This is a genomic window from Bradyrhizobium sp. B120 (assembly GCF_049075665.1).
Lineage (GTDB): Bacteria > Pseudomonadota > Alphaproteobacteria > Rhizobiales > Xanthobacteraceae > Bradyrhizobium.
Genome location: NZ_CP185242.1, coordinates 8,739,230 through 8,764,352, shown reverse-complemented (window position 1 = coordinate 8,764,352; position 25,123 = coordinate 8,739,230). Strand labels below are relative to the sequence as shown.

Annotated in this window: 20 protein-coding genes and 1 tRNA gene; 16 read left to right on the top strand and 5 right to left on the bottom strand. The window is 64.1% G+C overall.

From position 1 onward, the window contains the following. The first annotated feature begins 19 nt into the window (after positions 1-19). The 3 genes from ACOIX3_RS40640 to ACOIX3_RS40630 all read left to right on the top strand — a co-directional run bounded on the left by ACOIX3_RS40640 (position 20) and on the right by ACOIX3_RS40630 (position 2,932). On the top strand, positions 20-1,249 hold the full coding sequence (locus ACOIX3_RS40640; RefSeq protein ID WP_420971921.1) for a c-type cytochrome: 1,230 nt from the start codon (positions 20-22) through the stop codon (positions 1,247-1,249). Between the two features lie 137 nt (positions 1,250-1,386). Next, positions 1,387-2,067, top strand: coding sequence for a response regulator (locus ACOIX3_RS40635; RefSeq protein ID WP_092121932.1), 681 nt, complete (start codon positions 1,387-1,389; stop codon positions 2,065-2,067). A 118-nt stretch (positions 2,068-2,185) separates the two neighbouring features. Further along, positions 2,186-2,932 carry a LuxR C-terminal-related transcriptional regulator gene (locus ACOIX3_RS40630; protein WP_420967596.1) on the top strand — a complete coding sequence of 249 codons (747 nt, stop codon included), beginning with the start codon at positions 2,186-2,188 and terminating at the stop codon, positions 2,930-2,932. On the opposite strand, the gene ACOIX3_RS40625 is transcribed toward ACOIX3_RS40630, so the two are convergent. Next, positions 2,927-4,300, bottom strand: a complete 1,374-nt coding sequence (locus ACOIX3_RS40625; RefSeq protein WP_420967595.1) for a hybrid sensor histidine kinase/response regulator — start codon at positions 4,298-4,300, stop codon at positions 2,927-2,929. The two genes, ACOIX3_RS40630 and ACOIX3_RS40625, sit on opposite strands and share 6 nt — an antisense overlap. Next, positions 4,297-5,469, bottom strand: a complete 1,173-nt coding sequence (locus ACOIX3_RS40620) for an FIST N-terminal domain-containing protein (RefSeq protein ID WP_420967594.1) — start codon at positions 5,467-5,469, stop codon at positions 4,297-4,299. Before ACOIX3_RS40620 ends, ACOIX3_RS40625 begins: the two co-directional genes overlap by 4 nt. A 464-nt stretch (positions 5,470-5,933) precedes the next feature. Between ACOIX3_RS40620 and ACOIX3_RS40615 the strand changes: the two genes are divergently transcribed. The 8 genes from ACOIX3_RS40615 (at position 5,934) to ACOIX3_RS40580 (ending at position 15,235) form a co-directional block, all read left to right on the top strand. Then, positions 5,934-7,967, top strand: a complete 2,034-nt coding sequence (locus ACOIX3_RS40615; RefSeq protein ID WP_420967593.1) for a methyl-accepting chemotaxis protein — start codon at positions 5,934-5,936, stop codon at positions 7,965-7,967. A gap of 328 nt (positions 7,968-8,295) precedes the next feature. Beyond that, on the top strand, positions 8,296-9,786 hold the full coding sequence (locus tag ACOIX3_RS40610) for an MFS transporter (protein WP_420967592.1): 1,491 nt from the start codon (positions 8,296-8,298) through the stop codon (positions 9,784-9,786). Between the two features lie 3 nt (positions 9,787-9,789). Beyond that, the gene (gene otsB, locus ACOIX3_RS40605) at positions 9,790-10,623 is read left to right on the top strand and encodes a trehalose-phosphatase (RefSeq protein WP_420967591.1); all 834 of its coding nucleotides are present in this window, start codon (positions 9,790-9,792) and stop codon (positions 10,621-10,623) included. Between the two features lie 215 nt (positions 10,624-10,838). Further along, positions 10,839-12,290 carry a trehalose-6-phosphate synthase gene (locus ACOIX3_RS40600; protein ID WP_420967590.1) on the top strand — a complete coding sequence of 484 codons (1,452 nt, stop codon included), beginning with the start codon at positions 10,839-10,841 and terminating at the stop codon, positions 12,288-12,290. Positions 12,291-13,011: 721 nt separating this feature from the next. Beyond that, positions 13,012-13,101, top strand: a tRNA-Ser gene (locus ACOIX3_RS40595). A gap of 427 nt (positions 13,102-13,528) precedes the next feature. Then, positions 13,529-13,720, top strand: a complete 192-nt coding sequence (locus ACOIX3_RS40590; protein ID WP_420967589.1) for a hypothetical protein — start codon at positions 13,529-13,531, stop codon at positions 13,718-13,720. Positions 13,721-14,012: 292 nt separating this feature from the next. Continuing rightward, positions 14,013-14,222, top strand: a complete 210-nt coding sequence (locus ACOIX3_RS40585; RefSeq protein ID WP_212316660.1) for a hypothetical protein — start codon at positions 14,013-14,015, stop codon at positions 14,220-14,222. 98 nt (positions 14,223-14,320) lie between these two features. Then, on the top strand, positions 14,321-15,235 hold the full coding sequence (locus tag ACOIX3_RS40580; protein WP_420967588.1) for a DUF5996 family protein: 915 nt from the start codon (positions 14,321-14,323) through the stop codon (positions 15,233-15,235). Positions 15,236-15,345: 110 nt separating this feature from the next. Here the strand turns inward: ACOIX3_RS40580 and ACOIX3_RS40575 are convergent, their stop codons facing one another. Continuing rightward, positions 15,346-15,540, bottom strand: coding sequence for a hypothetical protein (locus ACOIX3_RS40575; RefSeq protein ID WP_420967587.1), 195 nt, complete (start codon positions 15,538-15,540; stop codon positions 15,346-15,348). A 180-nt stretch (positions 15,541-15,720) separates the two neighbouring features. Continuing rightward, entirely contained in the window at positions 15,721-17,328 is a 1,608-nt protein-coding gene (locus ACOIX3_RS40570) for an AMP-binding protein (RefSeq protein ID WP_420967586.1), read from the bottom strand. A gap of 195 nt (positions 17,329-17,523) precedes the next feature. Between ACOIX3_RS40570 and ACOIX3_RS40565 the strand changes: the two genes are divergently transcribed. From ACOIX3_RS40565 to ACOIX3_RS40545, 5 genes are all read left to right on the top strand, one after another. Continuing rightward, positions 17,524-18,117 (top strand): GNAT family N-acetyltransferase, encoded by a 594-nt coding sequence (locus ACOIX3_RS40565; RefSeq protein WP_420967585.1) that lies wholly within the window; start codon positions 17,524-17,526, stop codon positions 18,115-18,117. 245 nt (positions 18,118-18,362) lie between these two features. Then, positions 18,363-19,712 carry a DUF3100 domain-containing protein gene (locus ACOIX3_RS40560; RefSeq protein WP_420967584.1) on the top strand — a complete coding sequence of 450 codons (1,350 nt, stop codon included), beginning with the start codon at positions 18,363-18,365 and terminating at the stop codon, positions 19,710-19,712. A gap of 23 nt (positions 19,713-19,735) precedes the next feature. After that, positions 19,736-20,905 carry a M20 aminoacylase family protein gene (locus ACOIX3_RS40555; protein ID WP_420967583.1) on the top strand — a complete coding sequence of 390 codons (1,170 nt, stop codon included), beginning with the start codon at positions 19,736-19,738 and terminating at the stop codon, positions 20,903-20,905. Next, on the top strand, positions 20,902-22,302 hold the full coding sequence (locus tag ACOIX3_RS40550; protein ID WP_420971920.1) for an L-serine ammonia-lyase: 1,401 nt from the start codon (positions 20,902-20,904) through the stop codon (positions 22,300-22,302). Before ACOIX3_RS40555 ends, ACOIX3_RS40550 begins: the two co-directional genes overlap by 4 nt. A 180-nt stretch (positions 22,303-22,482) precedes the next feature. After that, positions 22,483-23,556, top strand: coding sequence for an AraC family transcriptional regulator (locus tag ACOIX3_RS40545; RefSeq protein WP_420967582.1), 1,074 nt, complete (start codon positions 22,483-22,485; stop codon positions 23,554-23,556). A 327-nt stretch (positions 23,557-23,883) separates the two neighbouring features. Here ACOIX3_RS40545 and ACOIX3_RS40540 read toward each other — a convergent pair whose 3' ends face one another. Next, positions 23,884-25,083, bottom strand: coding sequence for a CaiB/BaiF CoA transferase family protein (locus tag ACOIX3_RS40540; RefSeq protein ID WP_420967581.1), 1,200 nt, complete (start codon positions 25,081-25,083; stop codon positions 23,884-23,886). Between the last annotated feature and the right edge of the window lie 40 nt (positions 25,084-25,123).

The window sequence follows — 25,123 nt, the reverse complement described above, 5'->3', positions numbered from 1 at the left end:
CAAGGAGGCAGCATTGTCCGTGTCCTGCATCGCCCGAAACGAACTGCGCACCCCCTCGCGCAACACGCGGTTGGAACATGCAATCCGGACCGTGCTGCTCTCCGCCTTCCTTATGGCGCCGGCGCTTATGGTGCCGGCCTTGGCGGCCGGCGCCGACGAGACAAAACCGCCGCTGCGGCTTTGCGCCGACCCGACCAACCTGCCGTTCTCGAGTGACGACCCGGGCAAGCCCGGCCTCTATCTCGAGATCGGCCAGGCGGTGGCGCAAAAGCTCGGCCGTACGGTGAGCACCAACTGGTACAAGTCCTATTTCGGCAAGCGCACCGTGCGGGAGACGCTGCTCAGCAAGCAGTGCGACGCCATGGTCGGGCTGCCGCTGATCGACGATTTCATGGGCCCGGCGGTGATCTTCTCGAAGCCGATTGCCCATGAAGGCTACGCGCTGGTCGGCGGCAAGGATCGCAAGCTTGCCGGCATCGACGACCTCAAGGGATTGCGGGTTGCGGTGCAGTATCAATCGACGCCGCAGAACCTGCTGGCGCTGCGTGACGACATCCAGAAGGTCACGGTGCTGAGCCCGGAGGAGGGCATGGCGGCCCTCGAACAGGGCAAGGCGGACGTCGCCTTCATCTGGGCGCCGGTGGCGGGGTGGCTCAACAAGACCAGCTACGGCGACAAGTACCAGATCGTGTCGACCGAGGGCGACGGCCTGCTCTGGGCGACCGCGATCGGCTTCGCCAAGGCGTCCGGCGCGTTGCGCGACGAAGTCGACGGCGTGCTGCCGTCGCTGCAGCCGGAGATTTCCGCCCTGTTTGCCAAATACGGCGTGCCGGACGGTGCCCCGGTGAAGTTCGGCCAGGCAGATCGGGCAACGACGTCGTCGGTCGGAGCCAGCGAACCCGTCACGGTCGGGCAGGCGGCTGCGGCCGAGAAACCGGTCCAGACCGCCGCAACCGCCGGAGATGCCAAAGGCGATGCCAAGGGAGACGCCACCGCGGGGCGGGAGGTCTTCAACGGCACCTGCGCCCATTGCCACGGTCCGGACGCGGTGCAGGCCGAGCGAAAGATCGATCTCAGGCTGCTCAAGAAGCGCTATGCTGACGACATGGAGCAGACATACTGGAAGACGGTCCATGACGGGCGGCCGGCCAAGGGCATGCCGGCCTGGAAGGACGTCTTCAGCGACGACGAGCTCAGAAACGTATATGCCTATCTGCAGAGTGTGCAGGATAGCGGCGGATCGAACTAGCTGCCGCGATCCGCAACTGAAGCGTTTCGAGCGAAGTGGATACCGGTTCGCGTGAAGAAAACGCGTCAGAATATGAATCGCGAGCCCCGTTCCGATTCAAGCGGAACGGAAATGGCTCGAGCAATGCGAGGGTCCTCATGATGGGGTTCCTGATCATCGACGATCACCCCCTGTTTGGGGAGGCGCTTGGCAACGCCATCCGCATCTCGCATCCCGATGCCCGGATCTATGAGGCGACCTCGATCAAAGGGGCCCTTGGTATCCTCGCCAGCGAGCCGAATATCGACCTCGCGCTGCTCGATCTGCTGCTGCCTGACGTCGTCGGCTTCTCCGGCTTCCAGAAGATCAGGGATCGCTATCCGCGGCTGCCGATCGCCATCGTCTCCAGTGAAGAAGACAAGCACACCATCCGCGAGGCGCTGGAGATGGGCGCGGTCGGCTATCTGCCGAAATCGACCTCGCTCGGCGAGCTGTCACAGGCGATCGCGCGCGTGCTGAGCGGATCGGTCTCGGCGCCGCGGGATTTCGTCGCGGTCGGCGCGCTGGATCAGTCCGAGACGGCGCGGACGCTGCGCGAGCGCATCCAGAAGCTGACACCGCAGCAAATCCGCGTGCTGCACTTGATCATCCGCGGCCTGCAGAACCGCGAGATCGCCTCCGAGCTCAAACTCGCGGAATCCACGGTGAAGGCGCATGTCACCGAGATACTGCGCAAGCTGAAGCTGTTCAGCCGCAACAAGGCGATCATCGAGCTCGGCAAGATTCCGCTGCCTGTTCCTGACGCCTGCGCCGGAGCGAAGGCAGAGAAGGCGCCGTAAGCTTGCTGCACTGCGAGGCGGGCGCATTGACTATCCGCCTATAGGCTGACGATCGGCTTTGAGATAACGTCCTGCATACAATGGCTGTCATGAGCATCCGAGGGAGGACGGCGCAGCATTGACCACGACCGCGCCCCTGGCGGACGAGCCGCCGGTCGATAAAGCGGGTGCGCCTCGACTGCTGATCGTCGAGGATCACCCGCTGTTCCGTGCTGCCCTGATCGGTGTGATCGGGGCCGAGTTTCCCGATGCTGAGGTGCTGCAGGCGACCTCGATCGATGGCGCGCTCGACGTGATCGCCGCGCGCGACGGTTTCGATCTGATCCTGCTCGATCTGTCGATGCCGGGCACCACGGGCCTGCTCGGTGCCTACCGGGTGCGGGCCGCGGCGCCGCGCAGCGCGCTCGTCATCGTCTCAGCGCATGACGATTCCCGGATCATCGGCGGCGCCATCTCGCTCGGGATTTCCGGATTCATTCCGAAGTCGACGCCGAAGCTCGAGCTGGCACGGCTGCTGCGCGGGATTCTCGAAGGCGAGGTGTGCCTGCCGACGCGCTTCCGCGATTCGGCTGCCGCACGGAAGGGCCAGGCCGACACCAAGCAACTGGTGCAGCAGCTCGGCCAGTTTACCGCGCAGCAGCTTCGCGTGCTCGACATGATCTGCCGCGGCCTGCAGAACAAGCACATCGCCTATCAGCTCGATATCTCGGTCACCACCGTGAAGGTGCACGTCTCGGAGATCCTGCGGAAGCTCGGCGTGCGCAGCCGGACCGAGGCCATTATTGCGCTGTCGAAACTGGATTTCGGCAAGCACGATCATGCGCCGGTGACGGCCCCGCCGCCGCCACATAGCGCGGAATCATAGCCGCGCGCCCGACTGCTCCGCAGCCAGCAGGAACGACAGCAGCGAGCGCATCTCCGCCGGCTTGATCGGCTTCTTCAAGAGTTCGTGGCCGAAGGCTGAGACGTCCGAGGCGGCCTTGGCCGAGTAGTCTGCGGTTACGATGATCGCCGGAACCTTGGCGTTGATCTCGCCGCGGATCACGTCGACGGCCTGGATGCCGGTCTCGCCATTGTCGAGGTGCAGGTCGGCGATGATGGCGTCGGGAATCCCGTCCAGCGCATGGATGCGCTCGAGCGCCTCGGTCTTTGAGATCGTTACGGCGACGTCGCAGCCCCATTTCTCCAGCAGATGGGCGAGACCCTCGGCGCTCGAGAGGTCGTTCTCGATCAGCAGGATCTTCGCGCCCTCCATGCCGCCATAGCGATAGTCGACGCTGACCTGCTCGCGAACGGGGATCGCAACCGGATCGAAGGTGCGGGGCACGGTGACCGAGAACACCGAGCCCTTGCCGGCGCGCGAACTCAGCCTGATGTTGTGGCCGAGCAAATCGGCAAACCGGCGCACGATCGAAAGGCCAAGCCCGATGCCCGCCTTGTCGCCGGCGCCGGCGTCGCCGCGTTGAAACTCGACGAAGATGGCTTCGCGCTGGGCTTCCGGGATGCCCGGCCCGGTGTCATGCACCTCGATGCAGATGTCGTCGCCCTTGAGGCGGCATCCCATCAGCACGGTGCCGCGCTGGGTGTAGCGCAGCGCATTGGCCACAAGGTTCTGCAGGATCCGGCGCAGCATCAGCGGATCGGAGCGCACCACCGCCGACGACGGCATGATCTTGAAGCCGAGGTTGCGCTTGGCGGCGGTTGCGACAAATTCCTGCTCCAGCGGCTCGAACAGCGAGGCGATCGCGACCGGACCGAATTCCGGCCGGAGCACGCCGGCATCGAGCTTCGAGATGTCGAGCAGCGTCCGCAACATGTCTTCCAGCGTCGCCAGCGAACGGTCGATCTGATCGGTCAGCGCGCCGCTCTTGGGCTCGCTGGCCATCTCGGTCAGCGCGGACAGCGTCAGCCGCGCCGCATTGAGCGGCTGCAACAGGTCGTGGGTCACCGAAACCAGCACCGATGATTTCAGCGAGCTTGCCGCCTCGGCCTGCTGCTTGGCCTGCAGCAGGCGTCCGTTGGTTTTCTCCAGCGATTGCAGCGCTTGCTTGAGCTGCTGGGTGCGGTCGCGCACCTGCTGATCCAGCGCGATCGCGGTTTCGAACAGGGAAAAGGCGTTGAGCTGCTGGTCGGTCGAACGTTCGACGCGCGACATCAGCGCCGCGTTGATCTTGCGCAGCTTCTCGGCTTCGCGTTCGAGGGCCGCAATGCGCGTGGTCTTGCTGTCGGTCATTGCGGCGCGACAGCCCGCTTGCCGATGGCGATGCCGGTCAGCGTCTGGTTGACATGCATGGAGCGATACTGCTCGCCATAGGTCTGAAAGCCAATCACTTTGTTGCGGCGATAGAGCTCCGACATCTCTCGCGACAGCTGGCGCTGCTCGACATCGAGCCGGCGCAGCACGCATTCGAAGCCGATGAACATCGAGACCTCGCCGAGCTCCTCGGTCAGCTCCTGGAGCAGGCGGCTTGTCACGTCAATCGGGTCGCGCTCGCGCGCCACCGTCAGCACCATGCCCTCGTCGATGGCGCAGAAGAATTGCAGCGACCCGTCCGGATTGGTGCGCTGAATCGACCGCGCGTAATAGGCGCCGCCGACGCGGACCAGGACCGGATGCGCGGCAAACGAGAACAATTCGAGCTTGCTGTCGCTGAGGCCGACGGCGCGGGAATATTCCAGCGCGGCGGGCTCGGCATTCAATTCCTTGACGATGCGGTGCTCGATGTCGGCCTCGGTCACCACCATCTTGGTCGAGGTCGGCTCGAAATGGTCGCACTTAAAGGTGCGGAACGGCAGCCGGGTCCGGATCAGGATCAGGACGGCCGCGTCGGTATGGGCCTGACCGCCGTGGAAGACCCAGGACCTCTCGAAGCGCAGGCCGTCGCCGGCGGAGCCGCCGACCACCGGGATGTCGCCGAGCGATGCGTAGATCGCCGACATGATGGTCTCCTCACGCTGGCACATGCCATCGATGAAGAGCAGCCCGAAGGAATCCTCGGTGTGATCGCAATGCTCGGTGCGTTGCGCGAATTCGCTCTGCAACTCGGTGCACATCGAGCGGCCATGATCGACCCGGAACGTCGCGAGGTCGAACAGCGGCCGGGCCGCGATGACGAAATCGGCGGCGTTGAAGCCCATCGCGACGACGCTGTCCTCGTCCCAGCCGCCGGGCGACAATTCGCCGGCCGTGGTGCAGCCGAAGATCGGAACGTCGCCCATCTGCCTCGACAGCTCGGCAATGAATTCCTTCGGGTCATAGAACGGCGACACGAACACCACGAGCATGGCGAGATCAGCCGCCGCCAATTGGCGCGCGATCTCGTCGGCTGCTCGCCGCGGCCCGTCGGTCTTTGCCTGCACCACGACAATGCTGTCGGTGGCGCTGCCGTTCTGCTTCGCCAAAGGCGTTCTCCCTGACCAGAATTTCTTGTTTTTCTTGGCGCGGCCTGTCGTGACAGCGCGGGTCGTAAGGGCATACGGGCCATGCCGCGATGGGTTGCGGTCAGGCCTGCCGGTATCTTCTAGGTCGTGAGGGGAAATGTCATGGGCCAGGCGACTTCGCCGGCAGCTGCGCTCGCCGCAAGCGCCAACGGCGCCGCTCGACGCGATGACATGGGACACCTCCCGATGTGTTCTCCCGGCCCGGGCAGGGACAGGTTTGATCGGTTCTAAGGTATCGGGCCGGACCCGCGCGTCAATCACCTTGCCCTCCCTCCGAGCCCGACCAAGGTAGTAGCGCGCCGAACTGGCTGACCTGTTGCCCATTTACCGGGCCTTATTGATTCTGCCTTAGTTTTGCCCTCCGGGGGCTGGGGCGGGTTGCTGCCGGACCCCGCGTGGTTTTCAGAATGAAGACGGGGGTTGGAATGCCGGGACTCAAGCGATCGCTGTCGATCAGGTTCCCAACCCTCAGATTTCAAGCCAAGATCATGCTCGGCTTTGCCGTCACGCTGGCGCTGTCGGCGGCGACCATGGGCTTTGCCTATATGGGCTTCGAGCGGGTCTCCGCCGGTGTCGGCTCCTACCGCCAGAGCGTCGCGGAAGCCGACCTCGCCCGCAACATCGATCGCGAATTGATCTCCTACCGTTCGCTGGCGCGCTACTACGTCGCCACCGGCAAGGAGGACGACGCCAAGGCCGCGCTCGCCGCCGAGGCCAGCCTGAAGGACGCCATCGTGGCGTCGATGAAGGGCACCAGCAATCCGGCCCGGCTCGAGCAGGTCACCAAGCTGGAGCGCGAATTCCGCGCCTTCACCAAGATCTTTGCCGAGATCGTCCGCATCAAGGACGAGAGCGCCCAGACTGCGCAGAACAGACTGGTCCGTAGTGCGACCTCGATGCGCTACAAGCTCGACGATCTGCCGAGCAATGCCGACGATTCCGAGCTGCAGTCGATTCAGTTCGGCGCCAAGAAGGTCGCCGACCAGCTGCAGTCGATCACCGGCGCCGTCAACACGTTCGTCGTCAACGGCGACAAGACCGTTGCCACCAGCGCGCTCGCCCGGTTGAAATTCGCCGACAATCTCGTGAAGGGGATCACCTCGAAGAACGAGCGGATCGCCCAGGCCGTGAAGGACATCACCGGGCTGCTTGAAGAGTACCGCGAGGCGCTGGCCAAGCTGATCGCGAATGCGAAGTCGATCGACGAATTGACCGTCGAGATGACGGAATCCGCGGCCGCCATCAGCCAGGGTGCGGCGGCGATGAAGTCCGACTTGCTCGCCGACCAGAAGCGGCTCGAGAACGAATCGCATTCCATGATCGGCGAAACCGAGCAGCTGATCCTGATGCTTGCCGCCGGCAGCTTGGTGCTCGGACTCGGCTGGGCATTCCTGCTCGGCAAGGGCATTTCGCGGCCGATCGCGGCGATGTGCGCGGCGATGCGTGAGCTGGCGGCCGGCAATTTCGACGTGGTGCTGCCGGGCCTCGGCCGTCGTGACGAGCTTGGCGAGATGGCCGGCGCCGTCGAAGAGTTCAAGGTCCAGGCGGTCGCCAAGGCCGAGCGCGATGCCGCGACCCAGGAAGCCCAGAACAAGGCGAGCGCGGCCGCACGGCGCACCGAGCTGATTCGCTTCGCCGACGAATTCGAATCCGCCGTCGGCTCGATCGTCTCCAACGTGTCGGCTTCCGCCGTGCAGCTCGAATCGGCGGCAGGTACGCTGACCCGCACTGCCGAGACCACGCAGAACCTGTCGAGCCAGGTCGCCGGCGCCTCCGAGGAGGCCTCCAGCAACATGCAGTCGGTTGCTTCCGCGACCGAGGAGCTGTCGGCGTCGGTCGACGAGATCGGCCGCCGTGCCAAGGAATCCAGCCAGATCGCCGATTCCGCCGTGCGTCAGGCCGAGCAGACCGACGCCCGGATCGGCAAGCTCTCGCGCGCCGCGCAGGAGATCGGCGACGTGGTCAAGCTGATCACGGCGATCGCCGAGCAGACCAACCTCCTGGCGCTGAACGCCACCATCGAGGCTGCGCGTGCCGGCGATGCGGGCCGCGGCTTCGCGGTGGTCGCCGCCGAGGTGAAGTCGCTGGCGAGCCAGACCGCGCGAGCCACCGACGAGATCTCGACCCACATCTCGGGCATGCAGGCCGCGACGCAGGAATCGGTCGCCGCGATCAAGGAGATCGGCGGCACGATCGGGCAGATCTCCGGGATCGCCACCAACATCGCGAGCTCGGTCGAGCAGCAGAGCGCGGCAACGCAGGAGATCGCGCGCAGCGTGCAGAACGTCGCGCAGGGCACCCAGGAAGCCGCCTCCAGCGTCACCCAGGTCAACCGCGGCGCCACCGAGACCGGCGTCGCCTCCGAAGAGGTGCTGAACTCGGCCCGCTCGCTGTCGGTCGAGAGCTCGCGGCTGCGCGAGGAGCTCGATCGCTTCATGGCAAACATCCGCGCGGCGTAAGCGGCGCGCGATCTGGCCTATCAACTATCGTCGTCCCGGCGCAGGCCGGGACCCATAACCGCGGCTGCATGTTGGCGCACGGATAACTAGCCGCTTGCCCTTTCCGATGGCCGCGGCGTATGGGTCCCGGCCTGCGCCGGGACGACAAAATCAATTCCACACGAACTGCTTTTAGCGATCTAGCGCCTTCCCTCGCTCTCCCGCATTACGGGAACCCCTGACTGCCTGCGGCGTTGACGTCGCGTGGCGGGCACTCCGTTTGCCGCAATCCTGGGAGGGAGAGCCTTGGAACACAGCGTTCCGGGGCGTTTCTCATTGGTCCATTCTGATGACACTGCAGCGGACACAATTGAGCTCTGCGACGACGCACGCGGCGGCGGCTCCAGTCACGCCAAATGACGACCGTATCATCGAGACCTCGATCCCGGTTCGGCTCGACAATCTCAGCTGGAGCGGCTTCCACACCCGCGTCGTGCTGGCGCTCGGCATCACCTGGATTCTCGACGGGCTCGAAGTGACGCTTGCCGGTGCTTTGTCAGGCGCGCTGAAGGAGAGCCCGACGATGAGCTTTTCCAACGCCGATGTCGGGCTTGCCAGCAGCGCCTATCTCGCCGGCGCGGTGCTCGGCGCGCTGGGCTTCGGCTGGCTCACCGACCGGATCGGCCGCAAGAAGCTGTTCTTCATCACGCTCGCGCTCTATCTCTCGGCGACGGCCGCGACCGCGCTGTCGTGGAACGTCGCGAGCTACGCGCTGTTTCGCTTTCTCACCGGCGCCGGCATCGGCGGCGAATACACTGCGATCAATTCGACCATCCAGGAACTGGTGCCGGCGCGCTATCGCGGCTGGACCGATCTCGTCATCAACGGCAGCTTCTGGATCGGCGCTGCGATCGGTGCGGTGAGCGCCATCGTCCTGCTCGATCCTGCGTTGCTTGCGCCGGATCACGGCTGGCGGATCGCCTATTTCACCGGCGCGGTGCTCGGCCTCGTCGTGCTGTTGATGCGGATGTGGATTCCGGAAAGCCCGCGCTGGCTGATGATCCATGGACGCCCCGAAGAGGCCCACAGGATCGTCGCTGGTATCGAAACCTCCGTGCTCGGTCATGAACAGCCGGGCGAAGGCTTTGAGAAGATCAGGCTCCGGATGCGCGATCACACGCCGCTGCGCGAGGTTGCCGTGACGCTGTTCTCCACCTACCGGCAGCGCTCGCTGGTCGGGCTGACGCTGATGGCCGCGCAGGCATTCTTCTACAACGCGATCTTCTTCACCTTCGCGCTGATCCTGACCGATTTCTTCGGCATCGCCGCCAGCAATGTCGGCTGGTACATCCTGCCCTTCGCCGCCGGCAACTTCCTTGGGCCGCTGCTGCTGGGCCGCCTGTTCGACACGCTGGGCCGCCGCACCATGATCGCGCTGACCTATGGCATCTCGGGCGTGCTGCTGGCGCTATCAGGCTATCTGTTCTCGATCGGCGTGCTCAGCGCGCAGACCCAGACCATCGCCTGGATGGTGATCTTCTTCTTCGCCTCGCCGGCGGCGAGCGCCGCCTATCTCACCGTCAGCGAGACGTTTCCGCTGGAGGTCCGCGCGCTCGCGATCGCCGTCTTCTATGCTGTCGGCACCGGCATCGGCGGCGTGATCGGACCGGCGCTGTTCGGCGTGCTGATCGACACCGGATCGCGCAACAGCGTCTTCGCCGGCTACCTGCTGGGGTCGGCACTCATGATGGTCGCCGCTGCCGTCGCATGGCGCTATGCCGTCGCGGCCGAGCGAAAACCGCTCGAATCTGTGGCGCGGCCGTTGGCATTTGTGGAGTAGACTATGACGAAGCATGAATTGGCCGAAATGCCCCTGGATGACGACATCACCCCCGATGCTAGGACCGGCGGCATGCCGGCGCCGGCATCGCTGATTCTCCCGCTGGATCGCACCGCGGTGCTGCTCGACATCGACGGCACCTTGCTCGATTTCGCGCCGACGCCGCGCGAGGTCTGGGTGCCGCCGGAGCTCGCGACCACGTTGAAGCAATTGCATGATCGCACCGGCGGCGCGCTGGCGCTGGTCAGCGGCCGCTCGCTCAACGATATCGATCTGATCTTCGCGCCCGAGCAGTTTCCCGCGGTCGGCGGCCACGGCGCCGAGATGCGGCTGCAGCCGGACAGCGAGGCGGTCGCGGCGCACGCGCCGCCGCTGGACAAGGAATTGAAACGCCGCCTCGCGGCGATCGCCAAGCTCAGCCCCGGCATTCTGCTCGAGGACAAGGGCTATTCGCTGGCGCTGCACTATCGGCTGGCGCCGCACGCGGAGAGGGCGATCTATGAAGCGGTCTCGCTGATCCGCGCCGAGCTGCCGACTGCGCCGATCGAGGTGTTGCCGGGCAAGAGCGTCTGCGAGATCAAGCATTCGGGCTTCACCAAGGCGACCGGCGTGCGCGAGCTGATGACGCATGAACCCTTCAAGGGACGCCGCCCGTTCTTCATCGGCGACGACGTCACCGACGAGACCGTGTTCGCGATCATGCCGGATTTCAACGGTCTTTCGTTCTCCGTCGGACGTCGTGCGACCGGCGTCGCCGGACATTTCGACGGACCTAGCGATGTGCGCACCTTCCTCGCGCAGCTGCTCGATGACGATAGGAACGTCAACCTGTCCTAACCAAATCATCTGCATCGCACGTCGCGCCGCGCATTTGCCGAATGCGGTCGTTTTGCGTCGTGGCGTACGTCTCGCGTGAATTTTTCTTTTTCGCGAGTTCCCGTGAGTTCCATACGCGTTTGTCAGAATTTGGTTTCAATTGGGAGATTCCTTGATCAGGAACCATCTTGATGAATGGTTGTTAATACGCGAGTTGACCAACAGGAGGGGACCGGGTGAACCTCGTCGTCGTATCGAACCGCGTCTCGCGCGGAAAACCCAATGAACCCATGACGGGGGGGCTGGCTGCGGCGTTGTTGCCGGTGGTGGAAAAGACAGGGGCAATATGGGTTGGTTCCAGCGGACGTGTTCGCGACGGGAACTTGAAGGAACCTTTTGCGGAGGTCGAAGCTCTCGGCGCCGGCGCGTTGGCGATGCTCGATCTGCCGGCCGCGCACTATGGCGGCTACTACGAAGGCTTTGCCAATTCGGCGTTGTGGCCCGCGATGCATTCGCGCGCCGACCTGATCCGCGCGTCGCACGAGGACTATAACAGCTATCGCGAAGTGAATGCGTTCATGGCGCGCGCGCTGCTGCGCTTCCGCAAGCCTGATTCCGTGTTCTGGATCCAGGACTATCACTTCCTTGCGCTCGGCGCGGAGCTGCGCGATCTCGGCGTCACGCAGCCGGTCGGCTTCTTCCTGCATACGCCGTGGCCGGCGCGCGCGGTGATCGCCGGCGTGCCCAATCATCGCGAGCTGATCGAAGCGATGCTGTCTTATGATCTGATCGGTTTCCAGACCGATGAGGATTGCGAGAACTTCCTGAGCTACGTGCAGAACGATCTCGATTTCGCGGTGCGCGACGGCGTGATCAATTCGCCGTTCGGGCGCACCCGCGCTGCGGTGTTTCCGATCGGGATCGATCCCGGAAAATTCGCGCAGCAGGCGACCAAGGCGATGATGCATCCCGACGTGACACGGCTGCGGCGCAGCCTCAACGGCGAGAAGCTCGCGATCGGCGTCGACCGGCTCGACTATTCCAAGGGCCTCGTCAACCGCATCAAGGCGTTTGACAAGATGTGGACGCTGCATCCGAACCTGAAGCGTTCGGTGTCGCTGCTGCAGATCGCAACGCCGTCGCGCGGTGCGATCGAGGCCTATGGCAATCTCGCGAGTGAGGTCGCAAAGCTCGTCACCGACGTCAACGGCGTGCATGGCGAGGTCGATTGGACGCCGATCCGCTATCTCAACAAGGGTTTTGGCCAGGGCGTGCTCGCAGGGCTCTACCGCACCGCGCAGGTCGGCGTGGTGACGCCGCTGCAGGACGGCATGAACCTTGTCGCCAAGGAATATGTCGCGGCCCAGAATCCGGCCGACCCCGGCGTGCTGGTGCTGTCGAAATTCGCCGGTGCCGCGAACGAGCTCGACGCCGCGCTGCTGGTCAATCCGCATGACATCGACGGCATGGCGCGCACCTTGGCAACGGCGCTCGCGATGCCGCTGACCGAGCGGCGGATGCGCTGGGAAGCCATGATGGAGAAGCTCAACAGCGGCACCATCCAGCAATGGTTCGCCGATTTCATCGAGGCGCTGCAGGATACGCACAGTGCGGGTGCCGCGGCGCTGCCGGAGCCACCAAGCCTGTGGCCGCGCCGCACGGCGGATCTTGCCGCGCGATATCACTGAGCGAGCACGAGTTCGCCGGCGCACAGCGAGGATGGGCACGCTTGCTTTGCCCGTCCTCGTGCATCGAGGTCTTCCGATTCAAAATGTCAAACTGCCACTCGGTGTCATCACCCGCGCATGCGGGTGATCCAGTGTTCCAGAGACGCCCGTGCTTGAGCCGAGAGGCCGCGGCTTATTCCGGGCGTCGTCCCTGCGAAAGCAGGGACCCATACTCGGCGGCCTGTGTAGTGAACGGGACTCGTCGTTCCAGCATCCCTCAATGAGAACCGTCTGTGGTCATGGGTCCCTGCTTTCGCAGGGACGACACCGAAGTTGTGGCACAGTCGGCAGGCCATGCATTCGCGTTCTCGCGACATGATCTGTCCGAGTTTGCATCTTGCTTTGCCCTCTCTTGAAAGGAGGGCACAGGGAAAGCCGGGTGCGGATCGCACCCAGGGGCCCCGGGCAAAGGTAGAAAAGCTCGGGGCAAAGTCGCATGCCCCGAGGTGCGCAATTGAGCAACTGGGCGTGACGAGGATCGGCCGATCGATTGCGTGGCCTGATTTGCGCCAGTCCCGGACCAGCCCCCGGCCAAAATCGCGCGCGGTTGCAAGCAAGGCCGCCGGATGAGGCCGCAGGCACCGCCAATTTACCCAATATTTTCAATCCATTGGGGAAATTTCGCGGTCCGGCCCCGCGCTCCCTTGCAAAATCCGCCTCAGCCCTTCAAGAGAGGCCTCCCGGAGAGATGGCCGAGTGGCTTAAGGCGCACGCTTGGAAAGCGTGTGTGCGGGAAACCGTACCGTGGGTTCGAATCCCACTCTCTCCGCCACCGCTCGATTTTGCACGCCAGATTGCGATCTCGCGCGATTTCCTACGACCCGCGAAAATGACCAGGCGGCGGACCCTGGCATTGTCGACGAGGTGTCGGGATCCGGCGGGTGGTCAGCATGGCGTCGCCGCCATCCTTCGAGGGCACATCGGCCGCTAGACACCGGCCGCATTGTGATCAAGCGCGCGCGAAGTCTCGATGCTCATGCTGCCGTCAAATCTTGGCTGAGGCCTGGCGTCGTATTGCGCCTCGGCCGATCGGTCGATGCGCCGCGTGACAATGTGCTGAAGTAGGCGGAACATCTGACCAGGCAAGTTACCGCGAGATTCCCTTCTATGGCGCAACGCCTCGACCATCATATGAAGGTTGCCATCAGCATATACTGAGTAAGCGCATCCGAGTGGGATCGAGGTCCAGGAGGTGCCATATGACGATGAATGAACTCGCTGACGCGCTCGACAAGATCGACGAGGATGCGTTTGCCTCGTTCCTCCTGGAGTATGAGATCACACACGATGACGGACCCGAGGCCATGAAGGCTATGATCGTCGACGCGCTACGGTTCGCGGACGCGCACGGCTTTCATGCGAGCCGACCGCCTCTCGACGACGCCGATTAGGCTCGGGACAGATTCGCAATGAAGATGCCGAGCGCGTGCCTCACAAAAGCGTTGCGCGGGGCAGGTGAGGGCATCGCCGAGGGACAGCCTGTCCTCGACCGCGCGGACAAAATGTCCGTCGTCGCCAGGCGTCTCGCTTCCAAGCCATTGACATTGTTTCCGTGCCCAAGTTGGCACATTCTTTGCGATCAAGACTTTCGATGCTCTGGCGGATCGGAAACGCCTGTTGGTTCGAACAATCCGGTAGAGCGCAACGTTGAACGTCATTGATAGCGACACAGGAGGAACCTCAATGTCCAAGGATCATGACAAAGCCTCCCACGGATCACAGGACGCGCGGCGGCATAAGATCGACCATCAGACCCGAAACGAATGGCTACACAGGGACGCCGGCCTTCAGGCCTTGTGGCAGGCCTCCGGGATGTCGCGGGACGAGTTCATTCAGCACAATGAAGGGGTGATCGACAAGGTTATAAGCGATAACCTTGATGCGAACCGTTAACTGGAAACGGCGCATTGGAGCAGGCTGCACGGCAGCGTAGGTTTCGCTGAATCGAGCCAGCTGCCAGGCCGTCCAATTGCCGTGTGTGAGGACACGCCATGACTGCTGGCAGCCGCACTTCCGATTTCTGGCCGGCGCTTTCCAGCCCGGCCTTCGAGCCCACGCGAAATCTTCTCCACATGGCGCTACAGGCAGTTGGCAAGCTCAAGCTGGCCGAACCGTTTCAGGCGCAGTGGGCCGAGGTGCCGTTGTGGCTCAGCGCGCGAGGGCTGACCACCGGCCCGATCCGTTATGCCGGTGGCGCCTACGAGGTCCGCGCGGACTTCATCTCGCACGAGCTGCAGTGGCTCACGAGTTCGGGCGCATCGGGACAATTGCCGCTGGGGCCAACATCCGTTGCCGCGCTCGTCGAGGCTCTGCTCGGTCAGCTTCGTGGCGGCGGCATTGACGCTTCAATCAATCTCTTGCCGCAGGAACGATCCCGTCCGATCCCGTTCAATGAGGACAAGGAGCAGCGCCCGTACGATCGCGACCTGGTCAACGCGTGGTGGCGCATCCTCCTCAGCACGCAACGCGTTCTCCAGATCTTTCAGGGCCGGTTCACGGGCAAGACGCAACCCATCGGCCTGATGTGGGGGACGCTGGACATTCGCGTGGTGTTCTACAACGGCAAGCCCGTCACACCCGCGCAAGATATCGGCTTCATCAGGCGCAATGCGATGAATGCGGAGTTGATCGAGATGGGGTGGTGGTCGGGCGATGCCTCTTATCCAAGACCCGCGTTCTATTCCTTCACGTACCCGCAGCCGAAAGGCATCGAGAACGCCAAGGTCGCTCCGGCCGCCGCCCGCTGGGACGCCGGCATGGGCGAGTTCCTGCTCGACTACGATGACCTTCGCCAGTCCGGTGATCCCGAACGAGACCTGCTGAGCTTCCTCGAATCCACCTATCACGCCGGCGCAACCGCTGCGGGGTGGGATTCCGGACTCTTGGGCAGCGGCCGGCCGGAGTGACACGCGACCTTGCACCCACAACCGCTCGTGCATCACGACGGCGTGTTGTAGCGAAACGCCAGATTCCGGCAGTAGCTCAATTGGTAGGTTTTTCTGCTCAGGTGGCCGCATCAGTCCGCGACCTTATCGAAGTCGCACGCCATGAGTGCGGTTTCGGCCAGGCTGACGATGTCCACTCGCAGATCCGTGGTGGTCCCCTGACCGATAATGCCTTGTAGCGTCAGTTCTCCTGCGAGCGCTTCGATCATCCGTTTCATGCGTCGCTGGTACTTGATGCTCGAGCATTCGTTGTCGTGACTGAACATGTCGCAGGCTGCAATTTGCTCTTGATCGATGAATCGCCGGGGATCCAAAAACTGACATGTCCAATGGACATCGATTCCCGAAAAGGTGCTGTCAGACCAAATCGGGAGTGATTTTGGGACATGGCCGATCGGGATTTCCGGCTGGCGCCGTCGGTCGGTCGGGGCAAGTTCGCTGCAGCGTCAGTCCTTGAGCAACCGCCGCAACAGCTTGCCGGCCGGTGAGCGCGGCAACTCGGTAACGAAGCTGACATCGCGCGGTACCTTGTAAGGCGCCATGTTCTGACGCGCCCATGCCACGAGCTGGACGGTGTCCAGTTCGGCACGCGGGACCAGGACGATGAAGGCCTTGACCACCTCGCCCTTGGTTGCGTCGGGCGCGCCGATCACGGCTGACGCCGCCACGTCGGGGTGCTTGTTCAGAATCGATTCGACCTCTTCCGGGAAGACGCTGTAGCCGGAGACCTTGATCATCTCCTTGAAGCGTCCCATGAAGGTCAGATAGCCTTCGGCATCGAGGCGGCCCATGTCGCCGGTGCGCAGCCAGCCATTGCGCAGCGCCTCCGCGGTCGCATCGGGACGATTGCGGTAGCCCTTGAATACGCCCGGGCCGCGGATCACGATTTCGCCCGGGACGCCGGCGGGCTTGTCTGCGCCGGAGTCGGGATCGACGATCCGGATCTCGTTGCCGGGCACCGGCTGGCCATGGGTACCCCAGCGTATCGCGTTGCGCGGCATGAAGGTGTCGACCGTGTGGGTCTCGGTCAGCCCGTACGCCGCCTCGAAGCTCTCGCAGTTCGACGCGACGGCCTGCCATTGCCTGGCAAGCGCTTCGGTCCAGTCGATACCGAAACTGGTCACCGGATTGACGCGGAGGCTCCTCAGAGCGAAGTCGGAAATGTTCGGGAGCTGCGTGATCGCGACGTTCATCGGCGCCACGCTGTACCACCAGCTCACCTGATAGCGGTCGATCGCCTGTGCCGTCACGAGCGGATCGAACCGGTACAGCAGCACGGACGTCGCGCCGGCATAGACCGGTGCATTCACGCCCATCACCATGCCGGCGATGTGATACAGCGGCGCGATCGAGAGCAGCACGTCATCGGCGCCGATCCCGTTGCAGTTCACGGTCGCGGCCGTCTTGAACATGACGTTGCGATAGGACAGCATCGCGCCCTTGGGCCGGCCCGTGCTGCCTGACGTGTAGATCATCAGCGCCGTATCGTTCATGTCGATCGCGACATCGCGGGGCGACGCGCCGCTTGCAGCGACGGAGAGGAAGTCCTCAGTTTCGCCGGCCGTAGCAGCCGGCTCGGAGCCGGATGCGAGCAATTCATCCGGAACGCCGATCGGCGGCCGCTCGGGCAGCAGGTCCGGGTAGCGGACCACGAAGACATGCTCGAGCTTCGTCTTGTCGCGGACCTGAGCTACGATCGGCAATAGCGGTTCGGCCGCGACGATCACGCGCGCGCCGAGATCGTCGAGCTGGTAGGCGAGCTCGTGCTCCTTGTTCAACGCCCCGCAGGGCGAGGCAATGGCGCCGATCTTCTGGATGCCGTATTGCGCCATCAGATATTGCGGGCAGTTGTTCATGAACAACGCGACCGGCTCGCCCTTGGCGACACCGAGCTGTTGCAGGCGCGCCGCGAATGCATCACTCGCGCGGTCGAGCTCGAGGAACGTGATGGCGCGGCCATACCAGATGCAGGCCGGTTTCTCCGGCCGCTCACGGGCATGCCTTCGCAGTATTTCGTGCAGCGGTCGTTCGAGGTTGCCGTTGGAAGCGCTCATGTCATTGTCGCCAGGCTTATGTGCTCATATCGGGACGGAAAGGTGCAAACGGGCCGTTTCAGGAGTTATATTAGGACATTGGTACACCCGGCTTGCCTGATCTGGCTCCTGCGTGCAGGACAGGCGGGAAACACGCTGCGATCCTGCAAGGTGGTTGCGGCGAAGTCTGGATTTCGGATTGAGTGAACGATCTGCATGAGGAACACCAAGATGCGATCCTATCCGCGTCGCGTCAACTTCGAGAGCGGGGACGTCGAGTTTCGGTTGATGGGGCCTGCCGACGAGGCCGCCGTCCTGAAGTTTGCCAACGCGCTTGCCGTGCACGACATGCTGTTCCTGCCGCGGAATATCCGCGAGCCGAAGGTGCTCTCGGCATGGATCAAGGAGATCGAGCGCGGTTCGATCGTCAGCCTGCTGGTGGTCAAGGACGACATCGTTGTGGGGTGCGGCACGATCGTGCGGGATCCCATGTCGTGGTCGGCCCATGTCGGCGAGATCAGGACCGTGATCGCCTCGCATGTGCGCGGCACCGGCATCGGACGGGCTCTATCCAACGAGGCGTTTGACCTCGCACTGTCGATGGGCCTGGAACGCCTGACCGTGCAGATGACGTCCGACCAGACCCGCGCGATCGCGATTTTCGAAGCACTCGGCTTCCGCGCCGAGGCTCTGTTGCGCGACCAGGTGAAAGACCTTCAGGGCAAGACGCACGACATCGTCGTGCTTGGCGTCAACGTGGCGGATGTGCAGAAGCTCGAACCGGGCGGCTCGTCCGGAGCGATCGACTAGCACGGGGGGCTAGCCGAGGAACGGCTTCGCCGTCCTCGCACCGTTCGCATCCATGACGGCAACGGTCGCGGTCACGCCGGCTTTCGCAGGCTGGATCTTCGTCCCGCCAGTGTTGCAAAAAATGCAACAGAAACGGGACGACACGATCATTGATGCAAGATGCTTTCTCCCCGATGCTGCGCGGGCAAGTTGGTTCACCGTTCACCGCATTGCCTCGCAATCATTTTCTGGAGGTGTCCAGCATCATGACGTCGACCTCTTCGCCTTCCGCCGACCTGGCCGCCCCGGCGGTCAATCCCGCAAGCACCGGCAAGCTCACGCTGTTCGTTGCCGTTCTGATCATCGTCGCCGTCGCCGAGACGGTCGGGATCGTCCAGTTCCAGATCGGACCGGGCAAGGTGCTGCTTCAACCGATGGTGTGGGCGCTGCTGATTGCGGCCGCATGGGGCCTCTCGGCGCGTTATCTGCCCGCCGCCGCGCGGATCGGGCCCGCCCTGCAGACCTATGCGGGGCAATTGCTCAACGCAGGCCTGCTGCTGTTCGTGATCAAGATGGCTTTCACGGTCGGCGGCGCGCTGCCGGAGGTGCAGAAGGCCGGCTGGGCGTTGATCTTCCAGGAGCTTGGGCACACCTTCGGCACGCTCGTCCTCGGCCTGCCGATTGCGCTCCTGCTCGGGGTCAAACGCGAAGCGGTCGGCGCGACCTTCTCGATCGGCCGTGAAGGCAACATGGTGATCATCGGCGAGAAATACGGCATGAACTCCGCCGAAGGGCGCGGCGTGCTGGCCGAGTACATCACCGGCACCGTGCTCGGCGCGCTGTTCATCGCGCTATTGGCCGGCTTTGTCGCCAGCCTGCACATCTTCGATCCGCGGTCGCTTGCGATGGGCGCCGGCGTCGGCTCGGGCAGCATGATGGCGGCCGCGATCGGCACCATCAACGGCCACAATCCGCCCGAGATGGCGAAGGAGCTGATTGCGATCGCCTCGGCGGCGAACCTGATGACCGCCGTTCTCGGCTTCTATTTCGCCTTGTTCTTCTCGCTGCCGGTGTGCTCCTGGCTGTATGACAGGCTGGAGCCCGTGCTCGGCCGGTTCTCGAACTTCTCGTCGGGAAACCTCGGGCCCTCGATCGCCAGCGCCGGCGAGACAAAGCACGCAACGTTCGGCTTCTCCGACTCGCTGCTCGCCTGGATTACCGTTGCGGGCGGCGTCCTGATCGGCAATTCGCTAACCTACAAGGTTCCGCTGCTGGGATCGGGCGCAGGCCTCCTGGTCGTGCTCGCGGTCGTGCTGCTGGTCGACGTCCTGGCCCGTCTGCTGTCGAAGGTGCCGCACATCCTCATCCTGGTCGTGGTCACCACCGTGCTCGGCATTCCCGGCCTGCTGCCGTTCTCCAACGCGATGATCGGCTCGGTCGACAAGCTGAACTTCCTGGCTTTCACGACCCCCGTGCTGACGCTCGCCGGCTTCTCGGTCGCCAAGGATCTTCCGATCTTCAGGAAGCTGAGCTGGCGTATCGTGGTGGTCTCGCTGACGGCCGCTTCGGGCACGTTCCTCGGTGCGACATTGATCGCCGAATTTTTCCATCGCTAACCAACGAACAGGTGGACCAACGCATGTCAAAGAAGTTTGGAATCGCCGACGATATCTGTGCCCGGATGCTGGATTGGCGTCATGATATCCATGCCAACCCGGAAACCGCGTTCCAGGAGCACCGCACTGCCCAGCTCGTGGCCGATGCGCTGATGGAGATGCAGATCCCGATCCATCGCGGCCTCGGCGGAACCGGCGTGGTCGGAACGCTGAAGAATGGCGAAGGCCCGACGATCGCGCTGCGCGCCGACATGGACGCGCTTGATCTCCAGGAACTCGGGGGCCGCGTCCACAAGTCAACCCGCGCCGGCAAGATGCACGGCTGTGGCCATGATGGCCACACCACAATGCTGCTCGGAGCTGCCGTGCAGCTCGCCCGTCACCGGCCGTTCCGCGGCACGGTCCATTTCGTTTTCCAGCCCGCCGAGGAGAATGAAGGCGGCGGCAAGAAGATGGTCGAGGACGGGTTGTTCAAGATGTTTCCGGCCGACGCGGTCTACGGGATGCACAACATTCCGAATATCCCGCGCGGAAAATTCGCGATCCGGACCGGCATCGCGACGGCCTTTCTCGATACCTTCGAGATCGTCGTGACCGGGAGCGGTTGTCATGCCGCGACGCCGGAGAAGGGCATCGACCCGATCCTGGTGTCGGCTGATCTCGTCTCCGCGCTGCAAGGCATCGTGAGCCGCCGCATCGGCGCAATGGACGCCGCTGTCGTGAGCGTCACCCAGATCCATGGCGGCGACACCTGGAACGTGGTGCCCGAAACCGTTACACTGCGCGGCACGGTGAGAACGCTGGACGCCGAGATACAGGATCAGGTCGAGGCCGCCATGAAGCAGGTCTGCGCCGGCGTGGCGCAAACCCATGGCGCAAAGATCGATCTGAGCTACATGCGAGGTTATCCGGGGGTGATCAACACGCCCGCGGAAACCGATGCCGCCGCGTCGGCAGCCGCAAACCTCGTCGGTGTCGAACAGGTGCAAACCGACATCAAGCCGGCGATGGGATCGGAGGATTTCGCCTTCATGTTGCAAGAGTGTCCGGGCGCTTACATCTGCATCGGCGCGGGCGAGACCGTCAATGATCCGCCGTTGCACAATCCATACTACGATTTCAATGACGCCATCCTGCCGCTCGGCGCCGCCTATTGGGTCGAGCTGGTAAAGCAACAACTGCCTGCTGCCTGATGCTTTCGGTCTTCGACATATTCAAGATCGGCATCGGTCCCTCGAGTTCGCATACGGTGGGGCCGATGCGCGCGGCCGGGCAATTCGTCCGCGCGCTCGAGCGCGATGGCCTGCTTTCGAGCACGGCACAGGTCCGTGCCGACCTCTACGGCTCGCTGGGCGCGACCGGGCGAGGGCATGCGACCGATCTCGGCGTGATCCTCGGCCTGCTCGGCGAAAAGCCCGATACGGTCGATCCGGCCCAGGTAGCGCCACAGCTTGCGGATATCCGGCGCTCCGGCGAGTTGCGGCTGCTCAATGTTCACCCGGTCCCGTTCCGACGCGGGCGCGATATCATCTTTCTACCCGACAGCGCGCTGCCGGAACACCCCAACGGGATTCGTCTTGTGGCGCTCACGGCCGACGGCAGTCTGCTGGCGGAGCGCTATTACTTCTCGATCGGCGGCGGGTTCGTGATCGAACGTGGCTTGGGCGACGTGGCTGGCGGCGCAGGCGGCGAGCTTCCGGTTTGGCCGTATCCGTTCGGAACCGGCGCCGAGCTGGTCGCACGCGCGCAGTCGAGCGGGCGCTCGATCGCCGACATGGTGCTGGCCAATGAGTGCGTGCATCGCACCGACGCTGACGTCCGTGCCGGCCTCCTGAAGATCTGGGAGACGATGAAGCAATGTGTCGACCGCGGCTTCGGGATCGACAATGCAGGCGCGGCTGAACCGCTGCCTGGGCCGCTGAACATTCGCCGTCGCGCGCCGGCGCTCTATCGCGAACTGTCGGCCCGCAACAGCGACACCGAGAGCGTCGATCCGCTGGCGGCGATGGATTGGGTCAACGCCTTCGCGATGGCGGTGAACGAGGAGAATGCCGCGCGTGGACGGATCGTGACCGCGCCGACCAACGGCGCCGCCGGCGTGATCCCGGCCGTGCTGCACTACTACGTCAAGTTCTGTCCGGGCGCGACCGACGACGGCGTCGTCACCTTCCTGCTCACCGCGGCTGCGATCGGCATGCTCTACAAGGCGAATGCCTCGATCTCCGGCGCGGAAGTCGGCTGTCAGGGCGAGGTCGGCGTCGCCTGCTCGATGGCCGCAGGCGGCCTGACGGCCGTGCTCGGCGGTGCGCCGGCCCAGGTCGAGAACGCCGCCGAGATCGGGATGGAGCACAATCTCGGTCTTACCTGCGATCCGGTTGGGGGCCTCGTGCAGATCCCTTGCATCGAGCGCAATGCGATGGGGGCCGTCAAGGCCATCAACGCCGCCCGAATGGCACTGCGTGGCGACGGCAAGCACTATGTCTCGCTTGATGCCGTCATCAAGACGATGCTGCAGACCGGCGAGGACATGAAGTCCAAATACAAGGAGACGTCGCTGGGCGGGCTCGCGGTGAATGTCGTGGAGTGCTGACCAGACGCACGGCGGCGCCGACGAAATACCTCGCCACCGAATTCGGCATCGCTGGATACGACCAGACGACCCGCGAGTGCACTGCCCGTTGCTGGGGATAGGGGTAGCCGGCCAGCTGCCGCCAGCATTGCGAATGATTTCGATTTGAGCAAGACTTTAGGCCCAGGGAGGAAGACGAACATGAGCGCTGGAAGGCGCCTGCGAGACGCCGTGCCGGAATGTCAATTGCCGCCGGATTTCGACCAGCATGTGTATTCGGCGCAGTTGATCGCTGCCATCATCGCCGAGCTCGGCAGGCAACAGGTTCGATCGTCCGTGGCGCTGGCGGGCACCGGCTTGACCGAGGATCAGCTCGAAGCCCACACGACGCGGATCTCGTACCGGCAGATCGACATCGTGGTTCGCAATGCATTGCGGCTGTCGAACGAACCGACCGTCGCACTCCTAGCCGGACAGCGCATGCGGGTGACGGCGCACGGAATGTACGGATATGCATTGCTGAGCAGCGCGACCTATGACGATGCGCGCGCCTTCGCCAATCGATACCTTCGGGTCGTTGGCCCGCTGTGCGATGCGAAATACTCGTATGACGGCGCGGCGGTCGTCTGTGCGTTCGAGCCGTTGCATTGGCCGAATCCGACGCAGGACGTGCATCGCTTTGCGGCCGAGTTCGCCCTTTCGTCGCATTTGACAACGATGAAGGACCTGGCGGGCGAGTCATTTCGCTTCTCGCAGATTTCCCTCGCCTATGGCGAACCGGCGCATGCGCGCGCCTACCAGGTGATCTTTGACTGTCCGGTGTTGTTTCGCCAGCGCGGCAACGAATACAGGTACCAGCTGTCGCAGGCCGACGGGCCGGTGGCGCTAGCGGATTCTCGCACCCATGGAATGGCGCGCGAGATGTGCGAGCAGGTGTTGTCCGAGGTCAATCATGCGGGCGGGATCGCTGCCGATGTCAGGCGGGTGCTGATCGAGCAGCCCGGCAGGTATCCGAACATCGAGGCGATCGCCGAGAGGCTTTCGATGCATCCTCGCGCGCTGCGGCGGAGGCTCGAAGCGGAAGATACATCGTATCGTGAGCTGCTCGCCGAGGTGCGGACGCGGCTTGCGATCGAGTATCTGCGCAAGACCGCGATGACCAATGAGGAGATCGCGAACCGGCTGGGCTATAGCGACGCCGCCAACTTCCGGCATGCGTTTATCCGCTGGACCGGTAAGAGCCCCTCCGACTTCCGGGTCTCTTCGCCGATGTGAAGGCCGTGCGGGCAGGACGGCGCTCCGTCTGGCCGTTCGTTACGTCGCGCTGTCCATAAGTCACCTCCGAACCGGCCTCGTCAAACCTCCTCGTGGTCGAACTCCACGCATAGATTGGCGATCGACAGTAAGCGCGATGGCTGGTCAAGGAGTAACGGACGCGTCGGGCGCTGATCGTTTCTGCTCGGAGGCGTCCTCCGAACCTCAGCTGCGCCGCATCGCCGCTGTGGTGCCCCCCGGTTCGGGCGCCTCGAGACTGGCCGCGCTCCTCACCCGAGGGCGCGGCCTTTCTCGTGCGCGCGATGAAAGCGGCCGGTGGTCAGCGTATCATGCCAGGATCTTGCTTTCGCGCATCCCGGCGATGGCCGCGTCATCGTAGCCGGCCTCGCGCAGGATCTGCGTGCTGTGCTCGCCGACCGCGGGCGCCTTGCGCGGCTTCACCTTGGTCGCACCGTCGACAAAGAACGGGCTGTCGATGGTCAGCATCTCGTCGTTCTCGAACGGCACCAGCACGCCGGCTGCCAGCATTTGCCGGTCGGCGCACAGGTCGCTCATCTCGGCAACGCATTCGAAAACGATGCCGGCTTCATCGAGGCACGCCCGCCATTCGTCCCGGTCCCGTGTCGCGAATGCCGCGTCGAACAGAGCGATCAGCTCCGCCGAACGGGCGAAGCGATCGGCCTGCTTGGCAAAGCGTGGATCAGTGAGCAGGTCGCCGAGGCCCAGGCATTTCGCCGCGGTCGGAAAGTCGCGCTGCTCGTTGACGATCGCGAGCAGCAGCCAGCGGCCGTCGCGGCAGCGGTAGTAGCAGCCGAGCGCATTGAACAGATTCTCGCGCGGTGGCCGCGGCGTGAACGTCGCCCCGCACAGCGCCGCCTGCGCCATGATGCCGTTCGACCAGACGCCGTTGGCGAGCAGCGAGGAGCCGACCTGGGTGCCGCGGCCGGTCCGCTCGCGCTGATACAGCGCCACCGCGACGGCCGCGAACAGCGAAACGCCCGACGGGTGATCGCCCATGCCGGCGAGCGCCCGCGCCGGCGGCGTGCTGGCGTCGCTTCGCACCATGTCCATCAGGCCTGAACGCGCCCAGTAGGCAGTGACATCGAAGCCCGGCTTTCCCGCCTCGTCGCCGGTTTCGCCATAGCCGGTGAAGGATGCGTAGATCAGCCGATCATTCGCCGCGGCAAGTCGCTCGTGGCTGATCGCGAGCTTCCTGCGGACGGCGAGCGGATAATTGGTGATGAATACATCGGCGGTGGAGGCCAGGCGATGCAGAACCGCCTGGCCTTCGGGTTTCGATAGATCGAGCGCAAGGCCGCGCTTGTTGCGGTTATCGAGCAGCCAGCCATAGGGTTGGTCGGATCTCGGCATGCCCGGTAGCTTCGGCACTTGACGGAAGGCGTCGCCTGCGCCGGGCGGCTCGATCTTGATCACGTCGGCGCCGAAGTCTCCCAACAGTGTCGCGGCGGTTGGCGCGGCGATGAAGCTGCCGCAGTCGATGACCTTCAATCCCTCGAAGATGCTCATGAGCGTCCGTCTCCGCTTGATGCCCGAGGATCACCCCGGG